This is a genomic window from Gordonia sp. p3-SID1431, from assembly GCF_025143765.1.
In the GTDB taxonomy this organism is placed as follows: Bacteria; Actinomycetota; Actinomycetes; order Mycobacteriales; family Mycobacteriaceae; genus Gordonia; species Gordonia hongkongensis.
The window spans coordinates 25,814-47,795 of sequence record NZ_JAMBDT010000020.1 but is presented as its reverse complement, the minus strand read 5'-3'; the positions used below and the strand labels follow the sequence as shown (position 1 = coordinate 47,795).

17 protein-coding genes are annotated in these 21,982 nt (G+C 59.1%); 3 read left to right on the top strand and 14 right to left on the bottom strand.

All coding sequences use genetic code 11. From position 1 onward, the window contains the following. Nucleotides 1-77 precede the first annotated feature (77 nt). On the bottom strand, nucleotides 78-743 hold the full coding sequence (locus M4D77_RS07485; RefSeq protein ID WP_259935922.1) for a response regulator transcription factor: 666 nt from the start codon (nucleotides 741-743) through the stop codon (nucleotides 78-80). 229 nt (nucleotides 744-972) lie between these two features. Here M4D77_RS07485 and M4D77_RS07480 point away from each other — a divergent pair, with 229 nt between their 5' ends. Together M4D77_RS07480 and M4D77_RS07475 are read left to right on the top strand one after the other, a co-directional pair. After that, on the top strand, nucleotides 973-1,812 hold the full coding sequence (locus tag M4D77_RS07480) for an SGNH/GDSL hydrolase family protein (RefSeq protein ID WP_259935921.1): 840 nt from the start codon (nucleotides 973-975) through the stop codon (nucleotides 1,810-1,812). 118 nt (nucleotides 1,813-1,930) lie between these two features. Continuing rightward, nucleotides 1,931-2,224 carry a hypothetical protein gene (locus tag M4D77_RS07475; RefSeq protein WP_259935920.1) on the top strand — a complete coding sequence of 98 codons (294 nt, stop codon included), beginning with the start codon at nucleotides 1,931-1,933 and terminating at the stop codon, nucleotides 2,222-2,224. Between the two features lie 102 nt (nucleotides 2,225-2,326). Here M4D77_RS07475 and M4D77_RS07470 read toward each other — a convergent pair whose 3' ends face one another. The 12 genes from M4D77_RS07470 to rfbB all read right to left on the bottom strand — a co-directional run bounded on the left by M4D77_RS07470 (nucleotide 2,327) and on the right by rfbB (nucleotide 18,972). Beyond that, on the bottom strand, nucleotides 2,327-3,634 hold the full coding sequence (locus M4D77_RS07470; RefSeq protein WP_259935919.1) for a hypothetical protein: 1,308 nt from the start codon (nucleotides 3,632-3,634) through the stop codon (nucleotides 2,327-2,329). A 376-nt stretch (nucleotides 3,635-4,010) separates the two neighbouring features. Further along, complete coding sequence (locus M4D77_RS07465) at nucleotides 4,011-5,048, bottom strand: cellulase family glycosylhydrolase (RefSeq protein ID WP_259935918.1); 1,038 nt, start codon at nucleotides 5,046-5,048, stop codon at nucleotides 4,011-4,013. 469 nt (nucleotides 5,049-5,517) lie between these two features. After that, nucleotides 5,518-6,798 carry a lipopolysaccharide biosynthesis protein gene (locus tag M4D77_RS07460; protein ID WP_259935917.1) on the bottom strand — a complete coding sequence of 427 codons (1,281 nt, stop codon included), beginning with the start codon at nucleotides 6,796-6,798 and terminating at the stop codon, nucleotides 5,518-5,520. A gap of 620 nt (nucleotides 6,799-7,418) precedes the next feature. Further along, nucleotides 7,419-8,561, bottom strand: a complete 1,143-nt coding sequence (locus M4D77_RS23865) for a polysaccharide pyruvyl transferase family protein (protein ID WP_396266545.1) — start codon at nucleotides 8,559-8,561, stop codon at nucleotides 7,419-7,421. After that, the gene (locus M4D77_RS07450; protein WP_259935916.1) at nucleotides 8,542-9,021 is read right to left on the bottom strand and encodes a hypothetical protein; all 480 of its coding nucleotides are present in this window, start codon (nucleotides 9,019-9,021) and stop codon (nucleotides 8,542-8,544) included. Before M4D77_RS07450 ends, M4D77_RS23865 begins: the two co-directional genes overlap by 20 nt. 794 nt (nucleotides 9,022-9,815) lie before the next feature. After that, nucleotides 9,816-10,844, bottom strand: coding sequence for a glycosyltransferase (locus M4D77_RS23860; protein ID WP_396266544.1), 1,029 nt, complete (start codon nucleotides 10,842-10,844; stop codon nucleotides 9,816-9,818). Beyond that, nucleotides 10,841-11,962: a glycosyltransferase family 4 protein gene (locus tag M4D77_RS07445; RefSeq protein WP_259935915.1), complete on the bottom strand. Its 1,122-nt coding sequence runs from the start codon at nucleotides 11,960-11,962 to the stop codon at nucleotides 10,841-10,843. Before M4D77_RS07445 ends, M4D77_RS23860 begins: the two co-directional genes overlap by 4 nt. Before the next feature lie 61 nt (nucleotides 11,963-12,023). Continuing rightward, complete coding sequence (locus tag M4D77_RS23855; protein ID WP_396266548.1) at nucleotides 12,024-12,227, bottom strand: acyltransferase; 204 nt, start codon at nucleotides 12,225-12,227, stop codon at nucleotides 12,024-12,026. A gap of 539 nt (nucleotides 12,228-12,766) precedes the next feature. Then, nucleotides 12,767-13,966 (bottom strand): Coenzyme F420 hydrogenase/dehydrogenase, beta subunit C-terminal domain, encoded by a 1,200-nt coding sequence (locus M4D77_RS23850; RefSeq protein ID WP_396266547.1) that lies wholly within the window; start codon nucleotides 13,964-13,966, stop codon nucleotides 12,767-12,769. A gap of 249 nt (nucleotides 13,967-14,215) precedes the next feature. Continuing rightward, complete coding sequence (locus M4D77_RS07440) at nucleotides 14,216-15,502, bottom strand: DUF1972 domain-containing protein (protein ID WP_259935914.1); 1,287 nt, start codon at nucleotides 15,500-15,502, stop codon at nucleotides 14,216-14,218. Nucleotides 15,503-15,619: 117 nt separating this feature from the next. Next, entirely contained in the window at nucleotides 15,620-17,185 is a 1,566-nt protein-coding gene (locus tag M4D77_RS07435; protein WP_259935913.1) for a polysaccharide biosynthesis tyrosine autokinase, read from the bottom strand. 704 nt (nucleotides 17,186-17,889) lie between these two features. Beyond that, a complete protein-coding gene (gene rfbB / locus M4D77_RS07430) occupies nucleotides 17,890-18,972 on the bottom strand; it encodes a dTDP-glucose 4,6-dehydratase (protein ID WP_259935912.1) in 1,083 nt (360 codons plus the stop codon). A gap of 126 nt (nucleotides 18,973-19,098) precedes the next feature. Between rfbB and rfbA the strand changes: the two genes are divergently transcribed. Further along, nucleotides 19,099-19,980, top strand: a complete 882-nt coding sequence (rfbA, locus tag M4D77_RS07425) for a glucose-1-phosphate thymidylyltransferase RfbA (protein WP_259935911.1) — start codon at nucleotides 19,099-19,101, stop codon at nucleotides 19,978-19,980. 174 nt (nucleotides 19,981-20,154) lie between these two features. Here the strand turns inward: rfbA and M4D77_RS07420 are convergent, their stop codons facing one another. Next, a complete protein-coding gene (locus M4D77_RS07420; protein WP_259935910.1) occupies nucleotides 20,155-21,666 on the bottom strand; it encodes a sugar transferase in 1,512 nt (503 codons plus the stop codon). Between the last annotated feature and the right edge of the window lie 316 nt (nucleotides 21,667-21,982).

The window sequence follows — 21,982 nt, the reverse complement described above, 5'->3', positions numbered from 1 at the left end:
ACAGGCGATGAACACAGCGAATTGCCGCAGAATCCGCTGACCTGCGGACTCGTCGAGTGCGACGTCGCGATCAGACGCTATCTCCGCCGTCGAAGCCGCCGCGGTATCGGTAGCCATCCGTCCTCTATCGCTCGAAACATCAGATGCTGCCGAGTCGGCGCGGGTCGCCCCACTGCGGCGTACTTCGTTCTGATCCGTCCGACGTAGTCACTGACCGTGTCTGGGGACAGGTTCATGGATTTGGCAACTCCGGCCGTGGATTCACCTGCCGCATACAGCTCGAGGACACGTCGCAGCTGTGGTGGTAGGTCGACGAAGTCGTCGTCGGCATCGATCGCAGCCGCCCAATCCACCGTCGGAGTCTCCTCCCCCGAGAGCACAGCCCGAAGCGAAGCGAGGAGGACTTCGTCGTCAACGTTCTTTCGCAGAACTGCTTTCACCCCCGCACTGGCTGCCAACCGGACCAGATAGGGTTCGTCACCGGAGGTGTAGGCGACAGCCGGGATGTCGAGTTCAGCGAGACATTCGACGTTGATCTGCGGCGAACTCCCGTCCTCCAACCGCAGATCGAGGACGACCAAATCGAGATCTCGGGTCTCTGTCAGCAACTTCGACACTGTCGCTGCGCCGGCGGTGAACTCCAGGTCCGGCTGGTCCCCGAGAATCACCCGCAGCCCGGCGACGATCGACGGGTGATCATCGACGACTCCGATCCGCGCGCGCTCGCCCCGTCGCACCACCATGGCGCAATCATGACCGACGCCCCTCGACCACGGTGGCAAAGTTGCACGGATCACATCCGTCGCCTCGGGGACTGCGTGTTGACATCACCGACGCTAGCCCGTCGACTCGAAGCTCTGTATCGACTGAACGGGCTGTTCTCAGTCGGCCCCAGGGCGCCATCGGACCGGCCTGTCAGACGGTGCCCAGACCTCTCGTAACGTTCACCGACACGGCTGGGATACTCCTGCCGTGACCCGATTCCGCCTCGCACTCGTCGCCGTCCTTGCCATCGCGATCAGCTGCGTGTCGGTACCGTCGGTTCTCGCCGCCCCGGCGGCACCCGCATACGTCGCCTTGGGAGACTCACGCGCCGCAGCGCCGACGCTGACCTCGGCACAGCATCCGGACGGCTGCGGACGTACCCGCGACGCCTACCCGACGCATCTCGCCTCCCAGCTCCGGATGAATTTCACCTCCGTTGCCTGTGTGAACGCCACCACGGCAGACGTCACGACCCGCCGACAGACGACATCATTCGGCGCCCGGCCCGTCCAGATCAACGCGCTGTCGTGGTCCACGCGCCTCGTGACTCTCTCGATCGGCGGCAACGACCTCCGCTGGTGGTCGATCGTCTCCTCCTGCTTCACGCCCAGGTTCGGCCAGGACGCCCGGTGTCGACAGGATCGCGCCATGGCCGACCGGATGACCTCGGCCCTCACCGCAGTCGCACCGAAGATCGGCGCAACTCTGAGCACCATCGCCGCCCGCGCACCCCTCGCCCGCGTGGTCCTCGTCGGACACGGCGGCTACTACGGCCGAACGGGCTGCCCCGGCCAGGCGAACATCAGCAACGCCGACGCCGCGTACCTCCAGAGCTTCTTCAAACGATTCGACGCCATCCTCCGAACCGCCGCCGTCACACGGTCGATGACCTTCGTCGACGTCGCCTCCGCCGCCGTCGGGCACGACGCATGCGCCGGCGCAGCCCGCTGGTTCGAAGGGAACGCCTCGCAGTCCCAGACTCAACCCCGCCACCCGACGCCCCTCGGCAGCCGTGCGATCGCGAATCTGATCGCGCGGGCGCTCTAGACAGAGCACTACACACCGAACTGACGGATGAGTCCGAGACGATGCCGGGGCGATCGCCCTACTCGTCTGCGCAAAGCCGGTCCCGCAGAACGAGTCCGACGCAGCACCCGACGCCGCGGTGCACTTCGTCGCGACCCGGACGCGATGGTCGTATGCAATCTGGCAGGCGGGTGACGCCGGACAGACGATCCTGGGCCAGGGCACCTACCGGACCGCGTTCGATCGTGACGCGGCCCGGTTCGAGATCGAACTGGACGCGGACCGGGCGAAGGTCTATCTGCCCGACGCCACGTCGATCGTGTTCACCGACAACCGCATCGCCGAGTTCGGCGGCAGCTGGGCGACCTGGGAACTGTACGAGGATGCCCCGGGCACGAGTCCAGCGTCGTTCCGCGAGTTGTGGGCGTCATGACCATGATCTTCGCGACGCTGCTGGTGGCACTGGGACTCTTCGTCGCAGTCGCCTACAACAGAGATTTGATGCGAACGCCGACCGAACACGGCCTAGAGCGAATCATCCGCCACTGCAGACGTTCCAAGCGAGTTCACCGTTGATGAGGACCCGGCGATACGCCCGTTCACCGAAGCAATCACCGATGTCCGTTGCGGTGATGGTGGACGGGCCTCCGGTGTCAGGTGACCCGGCGGGCGCACACACCAGTCCTCGACCAACAACACTCGGGCCACCCCAGGACTCCCAGGTGATGTCAGAGATGGTGTTGGCGCACATCGAGTTCAGCGACAACCTCTTGGGGCGCGCAGTTCCATAACCGACGGAGTACTCGTTGTCGGCGCGACCGAGCACAACGTCGGCGCTGCGTGCAGGGTTCGACGTGCGCACGCTGCGGGAGCTCACCGTCCACGCTCCGGTCGTGGCGGTGCCGGGCCCGACTTTGTCGGATAGCTGTGACACGAAAGCGACCGCCGTTCGACCGAACAGCATCCGTACGCCCGCTGCGGCAAAGCTCTGTGAACAATCGAGGATGTCGGCGGCGATTCGTCCGAACTCTTGAAACCCTCGCGAGCAGTCGATTAGCGCGTCCGCGAAGTTGAAGAACTTGGCCGGACCCGGAAAGGCGCTCGCCAGGGCCTCCTCGTAGGCCCAAGCGCTGAGAGCGGTGGTGTCCCAAGACGGGTCTCTTGTCAAAGTTCCCGTCCGCGGCGACTTTTCGTATTGCCCGAAGTCGAGTCGAACGACGTCGCCGGGTCCGGCGATGACCGCGTTGCCCGCGACACGTCGGTAGAGGCTCCGAAGGTACTCGTTGGCTCCGTCGGTACTGACGGACACGACTCTCAGCGCCGGCGGATCCGCGGCGAGTCGCCAAGCGAACGGCGAATTGATTGCCAACTGAATACTGACGCTGGGTTCTATTGCGTTCGAGCCGGGCGTCGTCATGATGCACGACCACGCAATGCCGTTAGATACGGGCGAGACCGTCTCGACGAGAGCGGAGAACACCAGCGGTTTGCCTTCGCAGTCGGGCCTGCGCGATCCGATGCCGAGAATGGGATTGACGTACTCGATCAGCTTCTTGGTGAGCTCCTCTGGTTTGAACCAAGCGAAGACCTCCCAACTCAGATGAGGTAAGTCCGCAACAACTGACTCGCCCTCCATCCGAGCCTCAATCAGATCAACCGTGCCGTCGGCGCTACGGGTTACCGCGACGGGCACAGCACTCGCGGGAGGTGTGAAGCCTTCCGGCAAGCGGTATGACAACCGCACCGGAGCGTTCGGCTGGCGATCGCCGTCGAGAGTGACACGTACAGCGGGCGACATCGGCGCCAGCCAAGACGACGCGGCCTCTGCGACGACGGGCGCCACGCCCGCTCCGTCAGCGATGGCGAGTGTAGCGCCGGCCCCCACCGCAGATGAGGCCGAGACTTCGTACCCCGCGAGACCCACTCGGACCCCGTCGGGCGAAATCTGTGCCGAAGTAGGTAGTGGCGGGGCTTCCGCAGCCTCGTCACCGGAGCACGCGGTGACCAGACAGATCGCTGCCGTCAACACAGCAATCCAGGTAGTACTTCGCTGCGATTTGGCTACTCTCGAACAACGGTTCATGCTGCTCATCCAGACTCCTGACCACCGCGTTGCTTCGCAGGCCGAGTCTTCCAAAGCTGCGCTTCAGCCTATGCAGATCGCCCGGATTTCAATGCTTCGGACGACAAGTCTGGCGAGGAAGGGCGGAACCGTTGCTCTAGTTGAGGATTTCCTGCAGCGCACCCACAACTGGCTTCGGCGAACCGTCGAAGCGGTACAGCCCGAAGTTCGAGTTGTCTTTCGCCTTGTTGGCGGACAGGTCGCGGGTGGTGAAGAGGAAGATCGCCGCTATCCACGGCAGGCCGTTCGCCCGGTTGACCGCGTCGACGATGATGTTGGACTGGACGGCTTCGGTGGTCGACGCCGGGGTGTTTCCGGTCGGCTGCCCGAACTCGGTCACCCACATCGACTTCGTCGAGTCACCATTCGCCACCATGATCGCCCGCCCCTCGGGCAGAACGGCGGCTCCCCCGCCGTCACCTGCCCGGGGGTCCGCGGTGATCGGATACGGCAACGTATACGGGTGTACGCCAATGCCATTGAAGTACGGCTTCGCACCGAGGGCGTACATGTCCGAGATGAAGGTGACATCCCGCGTTTCGGTGCGGAGACTCGAGAGTCCGCCGGTGATCACCGGCTGGTTGGCGCCAGCCGCTCGGATGCCGCCGAACGCGGCTTTGAGCAGTGGAACGTACTCTCCAGCGGTGGGCGGGATCAGATAGTGGGCGAGGTTCGGCTCGTTCCACACCTCCCACGCCGCCACGCGTGACGAGTGCCGAAGTGCGACCTGTCGCGCGAACTCACCGAAAGTCGCCGGGTCGGCGGGAGAGTTTCCGTTGAGGAGCGGGTTCGCCCCTGGCTTCTGCGCCCAGACCGGTGCCGGGCCCTCGAGATTCATCAGGATGGACAGCCCTTTGGAACGCGCGGCCCTCACCGCGGAATCCAGGCGTGTCCACGTAAAGGTGCTAGAACTCGAAGGTTGCAGAAAGTTCCACTTCGCAGGAATCCGAATAGCCATCGCGCCGGTCGCCCTGATCTGTTCCGCTTCCCCTGCGAAGTCAGCGCCGGCGTACTGGGTGGAAATCGAAGCGACCCCTACGCGCACGCGGGGAGCCGAGTTCGCTGATTGCGGGACGGTGACGAGAAGTAGCGTCAACACAGCACCGATGCAAATCGCAATTGCTAGACGACGCATGTGTATCCTCCTGCTCCACTTTGAATACAGTTCGATCGAACCACAACCGGACCCTCTTAGGCCGATCTTGCGCTGACTGCGGTGCGCAATGAACTGGATTCAGCCGACGACTTCACTCCTGTCCGCAGTGAACATGAGATCACACGCCAGAGCTCTGCGCGGTCAGCGTCGTCTGACACTCGTGGTCAGTATGTGCAACAAAGGCACGTTGAGCGCGCGTACTCCATGCATAGGGCACCACCGGTCGTGCACCAGCGCCACGCACAGTCGCTCAGAGTCTCACCCGCCAGCTGCAGCGCCGTCCAGGCATAGCAGCCGACTGGCGGCTCGAACAGTCAAACGAGATACCAGAACCACCTCGATTCTCAGTTCGGCAGGAACTCACCCGGTGTATTCCTGCACGAGCGCTAACGACAGAAGTCGTCATACATCGGTACCCCCAGGACACTCTGCACACATTGCGTACACATCAGGACCTGCCTTTTACAACAACATTGACGAAATCCGTGAGATAACCAGATCCAATCGACAGCGATCTCAGACTAAGCCCAGACCACGCCACCAGAATTGCCGAACCGACGATCGCGCCAGCGCTGATCGAGCTTCCTGCCGCGACGGTAGAATCGGCAGAGAGAAAAAACAGACCAATAACAGAGACCGACACGCACGAGAGCTGTGCTACAGCCTGTGGCATCGCCCTTGCCCGGGAGGCAAACCACTGACCTAGTACGAGCAACCACACGGTTAAGGGGGAAGCGAAAACCATCACCACTGCGGGCGCCACCGCAGCCGAAAAGGGTTCACCAAACAGCACGGGCACGAGGACTGGGCACAGCAAGCCGAGCGGCACAGCGATGCCGACAGTCGCGAGAAGGGCCGCACGTAGCCCCGTTCCTAGGATCTCCAACGCCTCACTTTCAGCAACCGCTCGCGCTGAGGCACCGAAAATAACCGGGGAAACAACGAAAGCAACGATCATCGGTATCGAAGCAGCAGTAATTCCGACCGATAACAAACCAGCCGACGAGGCACCGATCGCAACTGGCGCCACAAGAATGGGCAGCGTGGTGGTCGACACTTCTGAAACCTGGGCTGCCATATACCTGGCCCCGCCTCTCAACAAGTCGACAGTTCTTGTCGACGCCCCAATGGCCGCCCCGAACACGATTGACCGAACAACCAAGGTGAGCACCAAAGCTGCCACCAGCGTTGCAAACCCGTAAACACCCATTGCGCTGGCCACAGTCAGACTACCTGCAAGCCATAAAGACACAATCGAGATAGCCGTAAACAAACCTTGCAGGACTTGCGCAATCGCGATCTCGAAATAGCGAGCATATGCAACAAGAACGCTTTGCACGCAAAGAATCCACACAAACATCGACGTACAAGCCATGGAAACAGAGAACAACAATGCCTCAGTTTCTGAAAGCTCGTGCAATAGCGTCAGAGATAGGACAGCTCCCAGCAAGCCCCCGAGAACAGCTACCGGCGGCAGTAGAACAGCCACCGATCGCAGAAGCGACCGGGGGTCCACCGATTTGTGAGCTGCAGAAACGCGAACAGCGGTTGGGACTCCGGCCGCCAGAATGACCGGTGCGAGCCCAAAGGCAGCAGTGGCAGCGGCGTACAACCCGCGGCCGTCGGTTCCGAGACCTCTAGCAAGGATCGGCGCGGTTGCAAGAGCAAGCATCATCAGCAGAACGCGGGAGCTGCCGATCAAGATCGGCGAGCCCCGGTGCGGCGCCATCTAACCCCCTTCGCCGCGAAGACCGCACTCCACTGTCAGCGCATCTAGTGCTCGCTGGGCATCCTCCGGTTCGAGCACCCAGTAGCGCGAATCGAGGATGCGACTTCTAACGCGAGCATCGAACCGGTACTTAACAACGCGCGCAGGTACACCCACGACCAGCGCAAAATCGGGAACATCGGCAGTCAAAACCGCTCCTGCACCTATAACAGCACCCACACCGATGCGGGAGCAACCAGGCAAAATCAGCGCATTCGCCCCAATCCAGCTGTCGTCACCGATCAGGCACGCCGTCCTACTCACGTCAGAACTGCTATCGACATATCCGAGACTTGCGTTGTACCAATACGGGTGCATACTGACCGACTCCACGGGATGCGCAGCGCCTATCCTTCGCACACCCGGACCGATAGACACATACCGCCCAATAACAGTATCAACATCTGCCCGACCGGGTTCTAGCAAAGACCCGTAAGAATGAAGGCCTACCCGGACACCGAAGTGATCGAGCAGCACCTTCCGGAGGGTAAGGGACCTCATCTGCCCACCTTCGCGCTTAACTACCTGCGAAAGCAACGCAGCTTTCAAGGGCAGATGGGGATAAAGGTCCGCAAAATGTCTCAAGACGCCTCAATCGAAAGTCGTTTCATAACGCGCACTAGTTCGTCGATCATAAGATACCCTTCGAGCGAAACCCTGTCGGCATCCCTCGCCAGCAGATCGATGTTCGACCTCGCTATCAACCGTGAAGTAGAACTTACGACGTCGGCGGAAACCCGAAGATCATAAACATGCTCCCACCCGATAGACGACAAAAGCGGCCGAAACTTTCGCGAATAGGCCCATGCGACTGCTGGCGTCCCAACCGAGAGAGCATTCAGACAGGCATGCATTCGCGAAGCTACGACTATAGAAGCCTGCGACAAAGAGTCCCTCGCAGACTCGAGCGACGCCGGGACGAGAGCGTCCACACCCGGGAATTCAGCAGCTAAACCGCGCACAACAGGAACGTCGTTATCGGGAAACGGCGAGTCGAGAACATGTGCAAGCAGATCAACTTTATATCCGCGGGCCAGGAAAGTGCTGATAAGCGTCCGGACAGAATCGCGATAAAGCAAATGGTCAACATGACTGTTCTTATCCCATAACAGACCTGACACATTGACGATGAGGTAAGGTTCCGTGTTCACCCGTGACACCGTCGCAGACGGCGCCGACGAGGTCTGCGGCTTCGCGAGAAACACCAAGTCAGTCGACACACACTCTGGAGGCTTCCCAGTGAGAGTAAACACTGTATCAGCACTCACGGAGTCCCTCGTGGCACAGAATACTGAGCGTCTCAGAACGAACTTGGCAATCATGCGACCGAGGAGTGAGTCGAACGGACCGACGGTCTGCGGGGTCATAACGACGGGAACATTTACAACCCCAGCCGCCCAGTACATATAAGCTTGCAACATTAAGCGACGCAAACCGTAGATGTCAGAGAAGCTATCACCGCCGCCCGTGTCCAATACGACGTCAAACTCTCTCAGGAGCTCTTTGACGGGGCCTCTAGTCCGACCGATGTCCCTCAAGACCGATCGCCTAGTCAACGGAGACCCGGCGGTGTTGTGCGAATGAAAGGTCAGTATATCTGTGCTCCAAACCCTTACAGCAAGAGCACGCGCTCCTTCCGCGAGCGCCCTAAGACCTAGGTTCTCCGCGCTCGGATCTGCCCACAGCACTAACACCCGGACGCTATCATGGGAGATGTCGCCCATACCTGGCCCTCTCATTGCTGCTGAATTCGAACCGCGCATTCTGCTCACGCCCCGGACCTGCACCCTTCATTCTCGAACCAGCAAGGGCTGCCCCGCCAATGCCAATAACAAACCACAGGTAGCTACCAAACTGAGTAATTGGAGCAACGGTAAAGAGAGCTGGCAGTACCGACGCGATAGCAAGATCCGGCACGCTCGCGCGTCTAACAACTATTCTTCCGCAAACCAACACAGCCCCCGCCAAAAGAATCATGGCGGCAATCCAGCCAAAACTTACACCTACGAATATAAATGTAGAATCTATTGATGCATACCCGTGAAAATAATACTCGCCGGGCACAGGCTCATAGTATCCATCTGCCAACCCAAGAGGGTTCATGAAGCTAACCAGACTGTCTAACTCCAGTCGGTAAGCAGAACTCACGGAATTCGACTCTGCACCCTCCGCAAAAAAGCTCATCAAGCGGGGTGTAAAGATCCAAGCTGACAGTAACCCCGCAATGACAAGCGTTCCGCGTGACCCCTTGCTGACCTTGCCGCTCAGCAAAACGCACAACGTGACCGATACCAGTAGGGTAAGCATCGCAGACCGACTAAATGAGACAATGGCGCCCGTTGAGAGTAGACCTACGCAGACCGATCTCATTCGAGGACTCAAGCCCGAATGCCACGCGATAGGGATACTCATTGCTAGAGTGCACCCTAGTGCGATGGAGTGTCCGAACGACCACTCAGACCGAACTTCTCCGCCACGTTCTTGACTCGTCCCCCAGGCTTCAAACTGCGAATTGTTCGCCGTCCACAGGTAGTAAGGATTAAAGTTCGAAAAGTATTCGAGCATAGCGCCCACCGCGCATATGGCGAGGACAAGGGTCACAGCCCGATAGGTGAACGCTAAACCACATCTCTGCGAAAGAAGACGGCCCACCATGAATGAAAGCAACCACTGGGTTACCACGTTAGTGATGTCCCCAGGTCGCCCGACGCCAGCGACTCCGGCCAGTAGCGCTAGTACAGCGATCGAAAGCGCAGCATAGTCGTAGGTGTTCAACTTCCAGCGGTTGTCTCGGAAACAAGCGGCTAAGACGACGATGCCTGCGAGAGACGAAGGTGGAAGATAAGCTGGCGACTCAATGCCCTGCCAGAATGGCACGACGCCGAGGACTAGTAGCCACAACGTCATCGCAAGCCTAGGTCGCGAACTAACAAAGATCGCGACTACGACACCAATCAAGAGCCCGGCGATTGCTACCACTAGTCCCAGCACCCCCCAACCTTGCGTAGAAGGGCACGAACCGACCAACCGAACTTCCTAGAAAGAAAACCGTACCGAGTCGCCGCTAGCTCATCCGCCGTACACGCAGCCAAAACTCGAAAAGCGAGCATTCTGCTAACCAACCCCACTAGCAGCACGAGAGTCCAGATTGTTACCGCAGGCCTCGACCTTGCGAGTTCATCGCGGTAATACTCGTACAGACTAGTCACCCAAAGCGTGTCAGTTGGACGTTGGTCTCGAGCCAACGCCTCCTCAGCATCAATTGCCGATTTATTCACGCTCGAACCGACCGAATGGTGTGCCAATACCCACCCAGCGATGCCCACCTTTTGACCCAATTTCCGGACACGCCGACAGAATTCAATATCTTCCGTGTACATGAACCACCGCTCATCTAGGCCCCCGAGAGCTTTCCAAGTGTCAGCCCGAGTCACCAACAGTGCGCCGGACACCCAGTCCAATGAAAGGAAATCGTTGCCGACTTGCGATCGTCGGGCATGGAAACCACGGAAGATCCGAGAAATGTTCGCGAACCTCGATAGTCCGCTTACATGCATAAGCAATCGCCACACATCAGGTTCCCAGCCGGCCTCCAGCACCCTGATACCGGAGGGGTGGCATATTAGGGGTGCCACCACTCCCAGATTTTTATCTGCATCAATCAGCTCAGTGAGCGCAAGTAAAGATTCACCTGAGATGTCGGTGTCGGGGTTGAGAAGACACAAGAAACGCCCCGACGCGTGCCGGGCACCTATATTGACTGCCTTCGCAAATCCCAGGTTCTGCGTGTTGTAAATGAGGTGGGCGTTGGAGTTCATGCCCTCCAGAATCGCCATTGAACCGTCTGTAGAAGCATTATCTACAACTAGTACCTCTGTCCTATCGCACATTTCTAGTGCGGCTACCGCGTCGGCTACCATCTCGCCACTACAGTAGTTGACGATGATGACCGAAACTAGGACGACCGGCAGTGCCGGATCAGACGGGGGTGGACCTGAAACTGTCATCGCAGAGCCATCCGTACAGTCTGGGCGAACTCTGCGTGGTATCGATCTACCCCAAATTTCTCAAAGGCGATATTCCGCGCATCCGCAATCATCGTAGTCCGCTCAGCAGGATGATCGAGGATCCATTGCACCCTGTCGACCAGGCTCTCATGACTGCCTACATCAAACAGCAATCCCGTAACACCGTGCTTCACAATCTCGGACAGCCCCTGTACGTCGCTAGCGATAACCGGCAGCCCGAGCATCTGCGCCTCAACAGCCACGTTTCCGAATGGTTCACTTCGTGACGGGACTACGAGTATGGTTTGGGCGGAGGCGGCGTTGAAAGGGTCTGTTCTGTAACCGCAGAATTCGACCCTCTCGGACATCTCCAGCCGTTCGGTCAATGCGAGGAGTTCCTCGTGGTACCACTCATAGCCTTGGAATACTGAGCCTACAATCCGCAAGCGAACCGGAATGCCCTGCCGTACGAGGCCCGCCGCAGCCCTTATAAGTACGTCCGGACCCTTACGAGGCGAAATCCGTCCCACAAAGAGCAGATCTACGCAGTTGGTATCCGGTCTGACAGCAGAGCCGCTCCGCTCTCGAACCTCCACGCCGTTGTAGATGCGAAATGTTCGTGGCGCGAGCCCGGGATAGACAGAGTGTAAGGCGCGCGAAGCTGCGTCGCTGTTTGTCACCACTCTGTCGGCTAAGTGTAGCGGAGCTAAGAGACTTAGAAGAACAACACGGCGACCTTCCTCTTCCGCTTCGTGAACGTGGCATATAGTTGGCACGCGTAGGAGTCTCCCGACCAGTAGCCATATCGGTATAGTCACAGTGTTTACGACTATTACGTCGGGCTTAGAGACACCGGCATACGCCGAAAGCGTCCTTAGCGCTTTTAAGTGAGCAAGCGCGCTACTTAACAAGCCTGCCGGGCTCAAAGCGGATTTGCGCAAAACAGGAAATGGAGTCTGAACTAATGATGCTCCGGATTCTTCGACCCGAGATGTAAGAGGGCCAAACTCGGGCATTGCAACGGTCACATCGAACTGGCCTGATAGGAGTCCCTGTACCGTCTCGAGCATCTGCAAGTCGGATCCGTAGAGATCTGGAGATGGGTGTGCAATCAGCACGCATGGACGTCTCCGCGTCAGGGAGTCTTTCGAGGTACGGCGACCCAAGGCCCTCATGCGCCTAAACATCATCAGGCCTATCGCAGCCCGCACTCGAAGCAGTACCTCGCGTTCCTATCCGACGGGCAGGTATGCCACCGTAAATTCCATAAGCCTCATATCGGCCTCGAGTTAGAACGGCGCCGGCCGCTACAACACAACCGTCTTCCATGTCGACTCCGTCAAGTATCGTCGCTTTGGCTCCGATCCAGCAATCACGCCCGATACGAATTCCCTCGTGACTGACACCTTGGAGATGGATCGCAACGTCGCGTCGTTCGATCTCGTGATTCTCAGAGTGAAGCGTAACGAGGTTCCCAAAGATCGTATCGTCGCCGATTGAAATCCCGCCGGCGCAGCCGTAATAGCAATCCGTTCCCAAACCGGCGCGCTTGCCTACCGTCATCCCGTGACCAAGTGTTCTCAGGCTACCCGTGCCTTCGATGCGCGTGTTCTTGCCGACCACTGTCGACTCTCCGAGTACGACACCGCTCTTGGAGAGCGCATCGATGAACGCACCGTCCCCGATCGCCACACCGTGTCCCCATCGCATACTTCCTGCGTTACGAATCGTCACTTTGCTGCCGATGCGGATTGCTCTAGATCGGAGAGGAAAGCGAAGGCGTCCCCTAGAACGCATCAAGAGAGTTCGTACACCAGTGCGCGCGATGGCATCCAATGGAACCTGAGTGTCTATTGAGAAGTTAGTTCCCTTGAACTTCGAGGCCACAAGGTCGGCAAGTCGTCTCGTTAACCTTCCCCGATTCATCGCTCGCTCGATTCTCGGCCTGGTAGCGCGGTCGTCTCCTGCACGCGCGACAGCCGGCTCAACTCCCCGCCGTCTGGTGCCGTCTGGCGAGACCTGACCAGTGTCCGGACTAACGCCCGTGGCGCATCCTTCACGCTGCGGACCTGGTGTGTCCAAAGACCATACCCCCGATAACGGGGCACCGCTCGCCTTGCCAGCCGACGACCGGCGAGTCGAGCGATAAGCGTCCGCTTTCTATCTCGTTGCAAGGGCTGAACGGCCACGACCCGCTCCAGATCGATCTCCTCTATGCGAATATATCCGGCTTCCGTAGCGTCCTTCAGCAACGTCAAACCCCGCGGCGTTCGCGCAACAGCTACCGACAGTCCGTCGGCGTCGCGGAACACCGGGTAGCCTCGTTCGTCCACGCTCCAGAAGTCGCCGACGCTTACGTCAGCGTCCGCACCCGTGCCGTCGACACACAACTTGCATCGCCACTGGACGTCCCTCCCTAGGAACTGGCCCCAGGATTCTTCATACGACATCGAAAGTTGTTGCGTGTCGGTAGTTGCCGTGAAACGGCCGGGCCACCCATCCCCTCGATACCTGAGTGAAGTGACCGCGTCAGCGCGGCATCCCAACGACTGCAGGACATCATTGGTTGCTTCTTGACTGGGCGTTCCTGCGCAGAAGAAGGACAGCGTGATGGGCGCCTGCCGGTTCATATGCTTACAGATCTGGGCTAGAGGTGACGCTTCACAAGGCTTGCCGACAAAAACGGTATCTTTCGAAAACACTTCTCGGTTGTCGAGTGATGACACAGGAGCGTACCGAGACCCGACCGATCGGCGAAGTTCACTTGCGCTAGCAATCACAACTCCGGCGCTCTTTGTCGGTTCCTGACTGTCTGGGCCGGCCGCAATGACTCGTTTGCCCTGTTCCGCCACAAGGTACTGCTGCAATGCAGTTAGCACGCCGCCGCTGCTACCCGTTTTTCGAGTCTCGGCGTCCGTCGCGTAGGCTGAGAATGCTGCCTCGTATCTTCCAAATATTCCTTTTGCATTCGGGCCGTCGGGCGCTCTCAAGAAAACACCGGGGCAGATTCTTGAAAACAACTGTGTGCGTTCATCGTCGGTAACCGAAGCCGGTTCCCTAGGCCGAGATGTGCTATTACTAGCCACGATAGGTCGAAGATACCGATCTCCATCAAGCGCCATTGAAACTTCATCAAACAGCAGACTGCACGCGCCGCAGCCCGAGCAGTTTCCATTCGCAACGACATTTTCTATCGCCTGTTGCAGCGACCGCCGCTTACACATTGCCATCTTCGAACTCCTTACAACAGGCTCACAGTCTGTGCCATGTACCTGGTCCGATCTGAATCCACACTCGGCACGTCTGGATTGGTCCGCAGTACATCCCGGCCCAGAATGGTAAGAGGCGCATTTGTAGTACTGACTGGCTGCTCAAATTGAGGGCCAAGGCTTACTATTGCGACGCGTTCTTCTAAGGTTCGCATGCTCACTCCAACCCGACGCCAAGCCACGGATCATCTGTTCATACAGATCTGTCACTTCATTCCACGTGTACTCGTCAGCTGCCCGCTGGCGCAGAGCGCTGCCACGACGGGCTATGTCGTTAGCTCCGTCGGCACTTTCGATCGCGATTGCTAGGTCTTCCGGCGACGAAAAGTACCATCCGTTATCACCTACAACGTCTCGGTTAAACGAAACATCATATCCGATCACCGGTGTCCCGGCGCCGATCGCCCGGAGCAGTGAGGGATTGGTTCCCCCAACTGAGTGACCATGGATGTAGGTGAAGGCGTGAAAATAGAGTGCGTCAAGTAGTTCTTGATCGTAAACCGCGCCAAGCAATCGCACTCGATCGTCGGTCTCAGCAAGGCGCTCGATCGACTTTGTATAGTCTGCAGAATAGGGTGCGGCCCCGACCACTACAAGCGGCTTGGAACTAAGCGTCCGCGTGTAACCCTCAATCACTTCGAGGACGTGGTTTTCTGGTTCAAACCGGGCAACTACTAGGAAGTAACCGCCCGGCTTTATGCCGGTGTCTTCAATTTTGCTGGAGGGCGCATCATGAATTTGTGGAGCACCGTACTTGATCAGTTCGGTATGAGCTCCGAATTGGTGCCGATAGTAGTCTGAGATCCCCGACGAGTCGGCGATAAGGGCGTCTGCGTTTCGAACACCAAATGACTCTGCCGCTCGGTAGTACGAGCGTCCGATTTTCCCCCACTTACTACGCTTCCACTCCAGTCCGTCCATATGCAAGCCGACTGGTATCTTTGCCATTCGAAAAATTGGCAAAAAGGGAGAATTGGCGGCATTGAAGACGATTGCGACTTCGGGCCTCAGTCGGACAACTGCATGGATAGAGGACAGCGCGGTATGGCTGATGGTTTCGAGCGACTTCTTCCTCACTGCAGGAAGGGTCACCCTACGCATTCCTAAGAAGTGGTCTCCAAGCTGTTCGTCCTCGCGGCCGTATACGACCACATCATGCCCGCGCTCCGCGAGCCTCCGCCCAACCTCCTCCACCGCAGTTTCGAACCCACCGTAAGAAGCCGGTATCCCGCGGGTGCCGATTAGGGCGACCCTCAGGTGCGGTTTAGCGCCTGTCCTTAATCTATTAGGAATTTCTATCTCTTCTCGTTCTCGCAGCACAAGCAACAAAGCAACCGGTAGGCCACCATCTCGCTCGTAGCAGCATGGGGACTTCCTAGCGACTTTCATCGTTAGCAAGCGTTGACAGCGGAACTGGCACTCTTCTGGTCTTCCGCACGCCCTGCCGGTTAGGTCTCAATGTCCGCCAACAGGAAGCAGATCGCCGAAAACCTTCCTAAAGAGATACTAGTTACGAGTGAAGACGCGGTCGACAACACTGGCCTGTTCGGTGCCTGACGCGGATGAACCGGTCGCTGTTCCCAGATTGTTGTACGAGTAGTACAGGTAACGTGACTCGTGAGCTGGGACCCCGTTCAGCACTACTCCCAGCATAAATGCCCGCGCGGTTACGAGCGACGAGTAGGCATTGGCGAGGTCTTGCGACCTCGTACCGCCCGCCCTTACCACCATAAGCACGCCGTCGACGAACTGCGACAAGATTGCTGCGTCTGCGACGGGCAAGATCGGCGGGGTGTCAACTATTACGTAGTCGTACCGAGCTCGGAGAGCTGCAATCCCTTCCTGCGCCCGCAAAGAACCAAGAAGTTCGGCAGGGTTCGGGGGTAGTGCTCCCGCAACGAGCACATCCAAACCGTCTACGGGTCCTCGCTGGACGAAATCGAGGACAGTGCCCTCACTTCGGAGGAAGCTCGTTAGTCCTACCGCCTCCGCCAGACCGAGTCGGCCCGCAACTGATGGACGTCGTAGATCTGCGTCAACGAGAACGACCGAGTGCCCATCCTCCGCCAGAGCTGCTGCTAGGTTTATTGAAGTTGTTGTCTTGCCTTCTCCAGCCCCGGGGCTTGTTACAGCGATACAGCGCGGTGGTTCGTCGACGCGGACGAAGGCGAGATTTGTTCGGAGACGGCGATATCCCTCCGAGGCACGGGAGGACCCCACTGCAAAGTCGACGATTGGGTGCTTGTCCAGCGAGACTTCGGCAGGAATTTCCGCAAGCACGGACGTAGCCACACTAGACTGAACCTGTTCACGGTTTCGTAATCGTGTGTCCATTCTTTCCCGGCCGTAAGCGATAATTATGCCGAGAAGGGCGCCTACTAACATGCCCAACAGAGTGTTCCATGTTGTGCGCGGGAAGAATGGTGCTTGTGGTGGTGTAGCCGGAGACACTACAGTAAGTTTTGCCAGGGGCGGACTCGTATCGTTTGGCTTCTCCAGCTGAGTCACATAACGGGTCATTGACTCAGCGACGCGGTTAGCCAGTGAGGCAGCGACAGCAGGGTCTCTGTTTTCTGCCGAGATCGCTAGCAGAACAGTGTCGGTGTTGCTAGTTGCGGAGACTAGTTCCCGGGCATCACCGATGCTGATCTGCAACCCTGAGTTGTTCAGCGCGTCACTCAAGATCACGTCAGAGTCCACGAGCTCTGCATACGAAGCAACGCGTTGTTGGGAAGCGAGAGAACCCTGGTACGCGCTCATCGCGTCAGCATCAGTTCCAGAAGTAACGTACATCTTTGCCGACGCGACGTATAAAGGCGTCTGCACAAGGCAGTACAAAAGGCTGATGCAGCCGACCAGAGCGGCGGTAAGTGCGACTACCCACCAGTGCCGTTTAAAAAGAAACGTGAATTGATCGATGCTTAATTTGCGTTCGGTTGTTTTGGGATCGAGCTCGGTCTCTGTACTTGTCACAATATCCTCCGCGAGTCGATTCTGAATGTCTGGGATCCGTTGATGAAAGCTCTTGCGTTTCGTGGGAACGAGAGTCCGGTAATTATGGCGTTTTCTCACGGAGGCTAAATTAGTGAAAATGGCGCTGAAATGAACCCCGCATAAACGACCAGTCTTCGCACAGTCACCGTACGCCACACGCCACGGTCACGGTCACGGAGGCACACAAATTAGTCGCGAGCCAAACTCCTCCCAGGATAGGGCGCCTCCTGTGAGGCGACCGTATCCTAATCCCTCGATTAGCTTGAGTGTCCGGTTGCCGGTTGTTTGATTCTTTCGGTGAGAATATTTCAGTTGCGTCGCCGGTACAACTTGGGACGTGCCCGCGCCGCGTTGAAGGTGCAAAATTCGTTCCTCATTATGTTGTTTGGCTTCCTGGGGTTGGCGTCCGTCTCGGACGCCGCTAGCAGCACCACAGGCCTCCGAGATGTCGGTTTGAGGTACGTAGCGTTGCCAAGTGGGGAAACCAGATCCCGAACAGTAGCCATGTCTGTAATCGACGTGCAACGCGAGTTCGATTGTCTTAGGGCCAACCCGGTAGGACCATTCCGCCTTGACCTAGCCAACAACTGCCGGGGCACAAGAGGGCATGATTCTACCCTCCGTATCGATTCCACGCCCACACTCGCCGTCCGATTGCTGCGTTCGATGATCGCGGATGCTCGCGGCAACATGGAAGAGATTTCTGAACTACATCTGGCGATGTCGATGAAGGCATCCACCCGCGGCCAGTTCATGTTGAGGCGTCTGTCCTTCCGTCGCACTCAGGAATGTCCGTACGTGCCAGCTGGCATGCAACCGTTATGGGAGACTGCCGCCTGTTTGGCAGGGATACATCGTCGCCGACGGGTGACGCGTTCGGTGGTGGCGTACTTCTGTTCGACGGCTTCTTTGGCGGGTTGCCACCAGCCGGGGTGGTCGCGGTACCAGTCGATGGTGGCGGCGAGGCCGGCGCGGAAGTCGAGGTAGGAGGGGGTCCAGCCGAGTTCGGTGCGAAGGCGGGTGGAGTCGATGGCGTAGCGGCGGTCGTGGCCGGGGCGGTCGGTGACGAAGTCGAAGGCGTCGGCGGGCTGGTCGAGGAGTTCGAGGATGGTTTCCACGACGGTGCGGTTGTCGACCTCGCCGTCGGCGCCGATGAGGTAGGTCTCACCGATCTGGCCGCGGTCGATGATGGTCCACACGGCGTCGTTGTGGTCGTCGACGTGGATCCAGTCCCGGACGTTGCGGCCGTCGCCGTAGAGCTTGGGGCGCACCCCGGAGAGCACGTTGGTGATCTGGCGGGGGATGAACTTCTCGATGTGCTGGTACGGGCCGTAGTTGTTGGAGCAGTTGGAGATGGTCGCGGCCACGCCGAAGGAGCGGACCCAGGCGCGCACGAGCAGGTCGCTGCCGGCTTTGGTCGAGGAGTAGGGGCTCGACGGGTTATAGGCGGTCTGTTCGGTGAAGCGGGCGGGGTCGTCGAGATCGAGGTCGCCGTAGACCTCGTCGGTGCTGATGTGGTGGTAGCGCACCCGGTGGGCACGGACCGCTTCGAGCAGGGTGTAGGTGCCCACGAGGTTGGTGGAGACGAACGCCGACGGGTCGGCCAGGGAGTTGTCGTTGTGGGATTCGGCGGCGAAGTGCACGACGAGGTCTGTGTCGGCGACGAGTCGGCCGACCAGAGCGGCGTCGGTGATGTCGCCCTCGACGAGTTCGACGCGATCGGCGACCGGGGCGAGAGTGTCGGGGTTCGCGGCGTAGGTGAGTTTGTCCAGGACCCGGATCGAGACGCCGGGGCGGGTGGCCAGTGTGCGCAGCACGAAGTTGGCGCCGATGAACCCAGCACCCCCGGTTATCAGAATGCGCATTAAGATCCTTTGATCTATTCGAGATCGCTGACGTCGCGTCCTTTACAACACTCCAAACGCGTGGGATATGAGACACGATACCCACGCGGTTCTGCGAATGTCACCTCAGTCCAATAGTCTGCACGAATGAAGGGCATAATTCTGGCCGGCGGTACGGGCACGCGGCTGCACCCCATCACGCAGGGAGTGAGCAAGCAACTCGTCCCGGTCTACGACAAGCCGATGATCTACTACCCGCTCTCGACGCTCATGCTGGCCGGGATCCGCGACATCCTGATCATCACCACCCCGCACGACGCCCCGGCCTTCGAGAACCTGCTCGGCAACGGCGACCAGTTCGGCATCGACCTCACCTACAAGACCCAGCCCTCCCCGGACGGACTCGCGCAGGCCTTTGTCCTCGGCGCCGACCACATCGGTACCGACTCGGTGGCACTCGTCCTCGGCGACAACATCTTCTACGGCCCCGGACTCGGCAGCCGGCTACAGGGTTTCGAAAACGTCGACGGCGGCGCGGTGTTCGCCTACTGGGTCGCCAACCCGGAGGCCTACGGCGTGGTCGACTTCGACGCCGACGGCACCGCCATCTCGCTGGAAGAAAAACCGGCACAACCGAAGTCGAACTTCGCGGTACCGGGTCTGTACTTCTACGACAACGATGTCGTCGACATCGCCCGCAACCTGCGGCCCAGCTCCCGCGGCGAGTACGAGATCACCGACGTCAACGCCCACTACCTCGACCGCGGGAAACTGTCGGTCACCGTCCTGCCGCGCGGCACGGCGTGGCTCGACACCGGCACGTTCGACAGCCTCCTCGACGCCGGCAACTTCGTCCGCACCGTCGAACAACGCCAGGGACTCAAAATCGCTGTCCCAGAAGAGATCGCGTGGCGGCAAGGCTATCTCTCCGACGAAGAGTTGCGGGCTCGTGCCGACAAACTCCGCAAGTCGGGTTACGGTGACTACCTGCTCAAGCTCTTAGATCGTGCGGACGAGCCTGATTTTTGATGTTTCGGGCTGGGATTACGGTTAAGCACTAACCCCGGTTTTGGGCGCCTCGATTAGTGCTCAGTAATCGGATTTTGTCTGCGTTCCTGTCGCTCCCTGTCGCCAAGGCTTACGACATAGCGCTCGGGAGACGGCGAATTCCTTTGTGTGTAAGAGGTGGGTTGGCAGCGACTCTCAGTACGCCCCGTCCTTCGCAACAACTGCCTTCACTGTGCGCCAGAGAATCAGGGCGTCCTGCATGATCGACCAGTTTTCGACGTAAGAAAGGTCCAATCGGACAGACTCCTCCCAGGACAGATCGGAGCGCCCAGACACCTGCCAGAGGCCGGTCATACCCGGCTTAACTAGCATCCTCCGCGCGACACGACCGTCGTAGCGCTCTACTTCGTCCGGAAGGGGTGGCCTCGGCCCAACAAGACTCATTTTTCCCGCAACCACGTTGAAAAGCTGCGGCAGTTCATCGAGGCTATATCGGCGAATAACCGCCCCAACTCGGGTCACTCGAGGGTCGTCTCTCATCTTGAAGAGCACACCTGAACCCTCGTTGAGACCTTGGAGGTTTTCCTTCAGGGCGTCGGCGTCCTGCACCATAGAGCGGAACTTCCACATCGAGAAGTGCGAGTTGTTGAGCCCGACTCGGGTTGCCCGGTAAAAAACGGGCCCTTCGGAGTCGATCCGTATTGCGATCGCCACGCCGATAAACAAGGGCGCAAGCACTGTGAGGATTGCTGCAGCGCCGATCCTGTCAACGAACGCTTTACGGAATCTATTAGCGCCCTCGTACCTCGGCTTATCGATATGCAACAGCGGCAGTCCCGCCACGGGACGAACCATGACTCGCGGTCCCGCGACGTCGGTGACGCCAGGCGCGACCATCATCTCGACATCGAGACCCTCGAGATCCCAGCTCAACGCCTGCATGGCTTCGTGACCAAGTGCTTCGGCCGAGGTCACAGCCACAGTCGTTGCCCCTGAGTCCAGAACCGCTTCACAGACGTCGTCGAAACTGCCACAGACCGGGACACTAATATCATCCACGCGAACGGACTGTCGTTGGGCAACGCGACTAGGGAGACAGACGCCGACGACCTGGAAGCCGAGATTCGGTTGACGCAGCAGCCGTTGCATCATAGGGACGGCTGAAGTTTCGCCGCCCACTACCAGGACCCGCTCCAGATTCCGCGAGTTGATCCGCTGGTGCCCGAGCCATTGCCGCCAGAGCCAACGCGACAGAAGCAACCCCACAGTGCCTACCGGGAGCGCAATCGCGATGAAGCCTCGCGCGATGTTGAGCCGAAACAACAGGTCGACCATCGCCATCACGCCGAAGACGGCAAGACAGGCAGTGACGACCCGGCTGTACTCCTGAGACCCAGAACCGACGATCCTGCGGTCTAGAGTCTGAAATGCACGGAGCGAGAGGATCCAGATAAAGGCCAGCACTATCGAGACCAGAATAGCTGGCAACTTAGCCGCGCCGTTGGGCGTCGTCGCACTCTCTGCGCCGAACCGCACGAACTGAGCCAGGCACACTGCCGCGATCACGACGATAGCATCGGACCATGCCAACTTGACCACGTAGCCGTGCACCCATGACCGCGACTGGTCCCTCGCTCGACTGGCGATGCGCAACCGCAACGGCGTGCGCTCTGCACGCCCCAAGCCAAAGGCCGGACCGTGGGCCACTGCCAACCTCCCAACACATTGAACCTGAAGGCGGCGATCGGCCCCTACGCCCAACCACCAGAACGTCGACGACGTTGAAGCCGCGATTCGCTTCACGACTGTGGGTGAGACTATTTCAGGATGGTCACGGTTACAACTTGAAAATCACTTGTAGTCCGGTCGAGTGACAGTTGTGTCGCAATTTTGTATCTCGAATCCTCTCCAGAAACCCGCCCGCCTAACTTCAGCGTCGCAGGTAGGGACTGCCGCGCGTGACAGAACTGCTAGCGACACGCAAAGCCCTGCCCTGCCTGCGGCTTTGAAGCCCGCTCCCGTC

Coding starts and splice junctions, on each gene's coding strand:
- M4D77_RS07485 (WP_259935922.1), bottom strand. CDS start 743: ATGGTGGTGCGACGGGGCGAGCGCGCGCGGATCGGAGTCGTCGATGAT.
- M4D77_RS07465 (WP_259935918.1), bottom strand. CDS start 5,048: ATGCGTCGTCTAGCAATTGCGATTTGCATCGGTGCTGTGTTGACGCTA.
- M4D77_RS07460 (WP_259935917.1), bottom strand. CDS start 6,798: ATGGCGCCGCACCGGGGCTCGCCGATCTTGATCGGCAGCTCCCGCGTT.
- M4D77_RS23865 (WP_396266545.1), bottom strand. CDS start 8,561: ATGGGCGACATCTCCCATGATAGCGTCCGGGTGTTAGTGCTGTGGGCA.
- M4D77_RS07450 (WP_259935916.1), bottom strand. CDS start 9,021: ATGAGCTTTTTTGCGGAGGGTGCAGAGTCGAATTCCGTGAGTTCTGCT.
- M4D77_RS23860 (WP_396266544.1), bottom strand. CDS start 10,844: ATGACAGTTTCAGGTCCACCCCCGTCTGATCCGGCACTGCCGGTCGTC.
- M4D77_RS23850 (WP_396266547.1), bottom strand. CDS start 13,966: ATGGCGCTTGATGGAGATCGGTATCTTCGACCTATCGTGGCTAGTAAT.
- M4D77_RS07440 (WP_259935914.1), bottom strand. CDS start 15,502: ATGAAAGTCGCTAGGAAGTCCCCATGCTGCTACGAGCGAGATGGTGGC.
- rfbB (WP_259935912.1), bottom strand. CDS start 18,972: ATGCGCATTCTGATAACCGGGGGTGCTGGGTTCATCGGCGCCAACTTC.
- rfbA (WP_259935911.1), top strand. CDS start 19,099: ATGAAGGGCATAATTCTGGCCGGCGGTACGGGCACGCGGCTGCACCCC.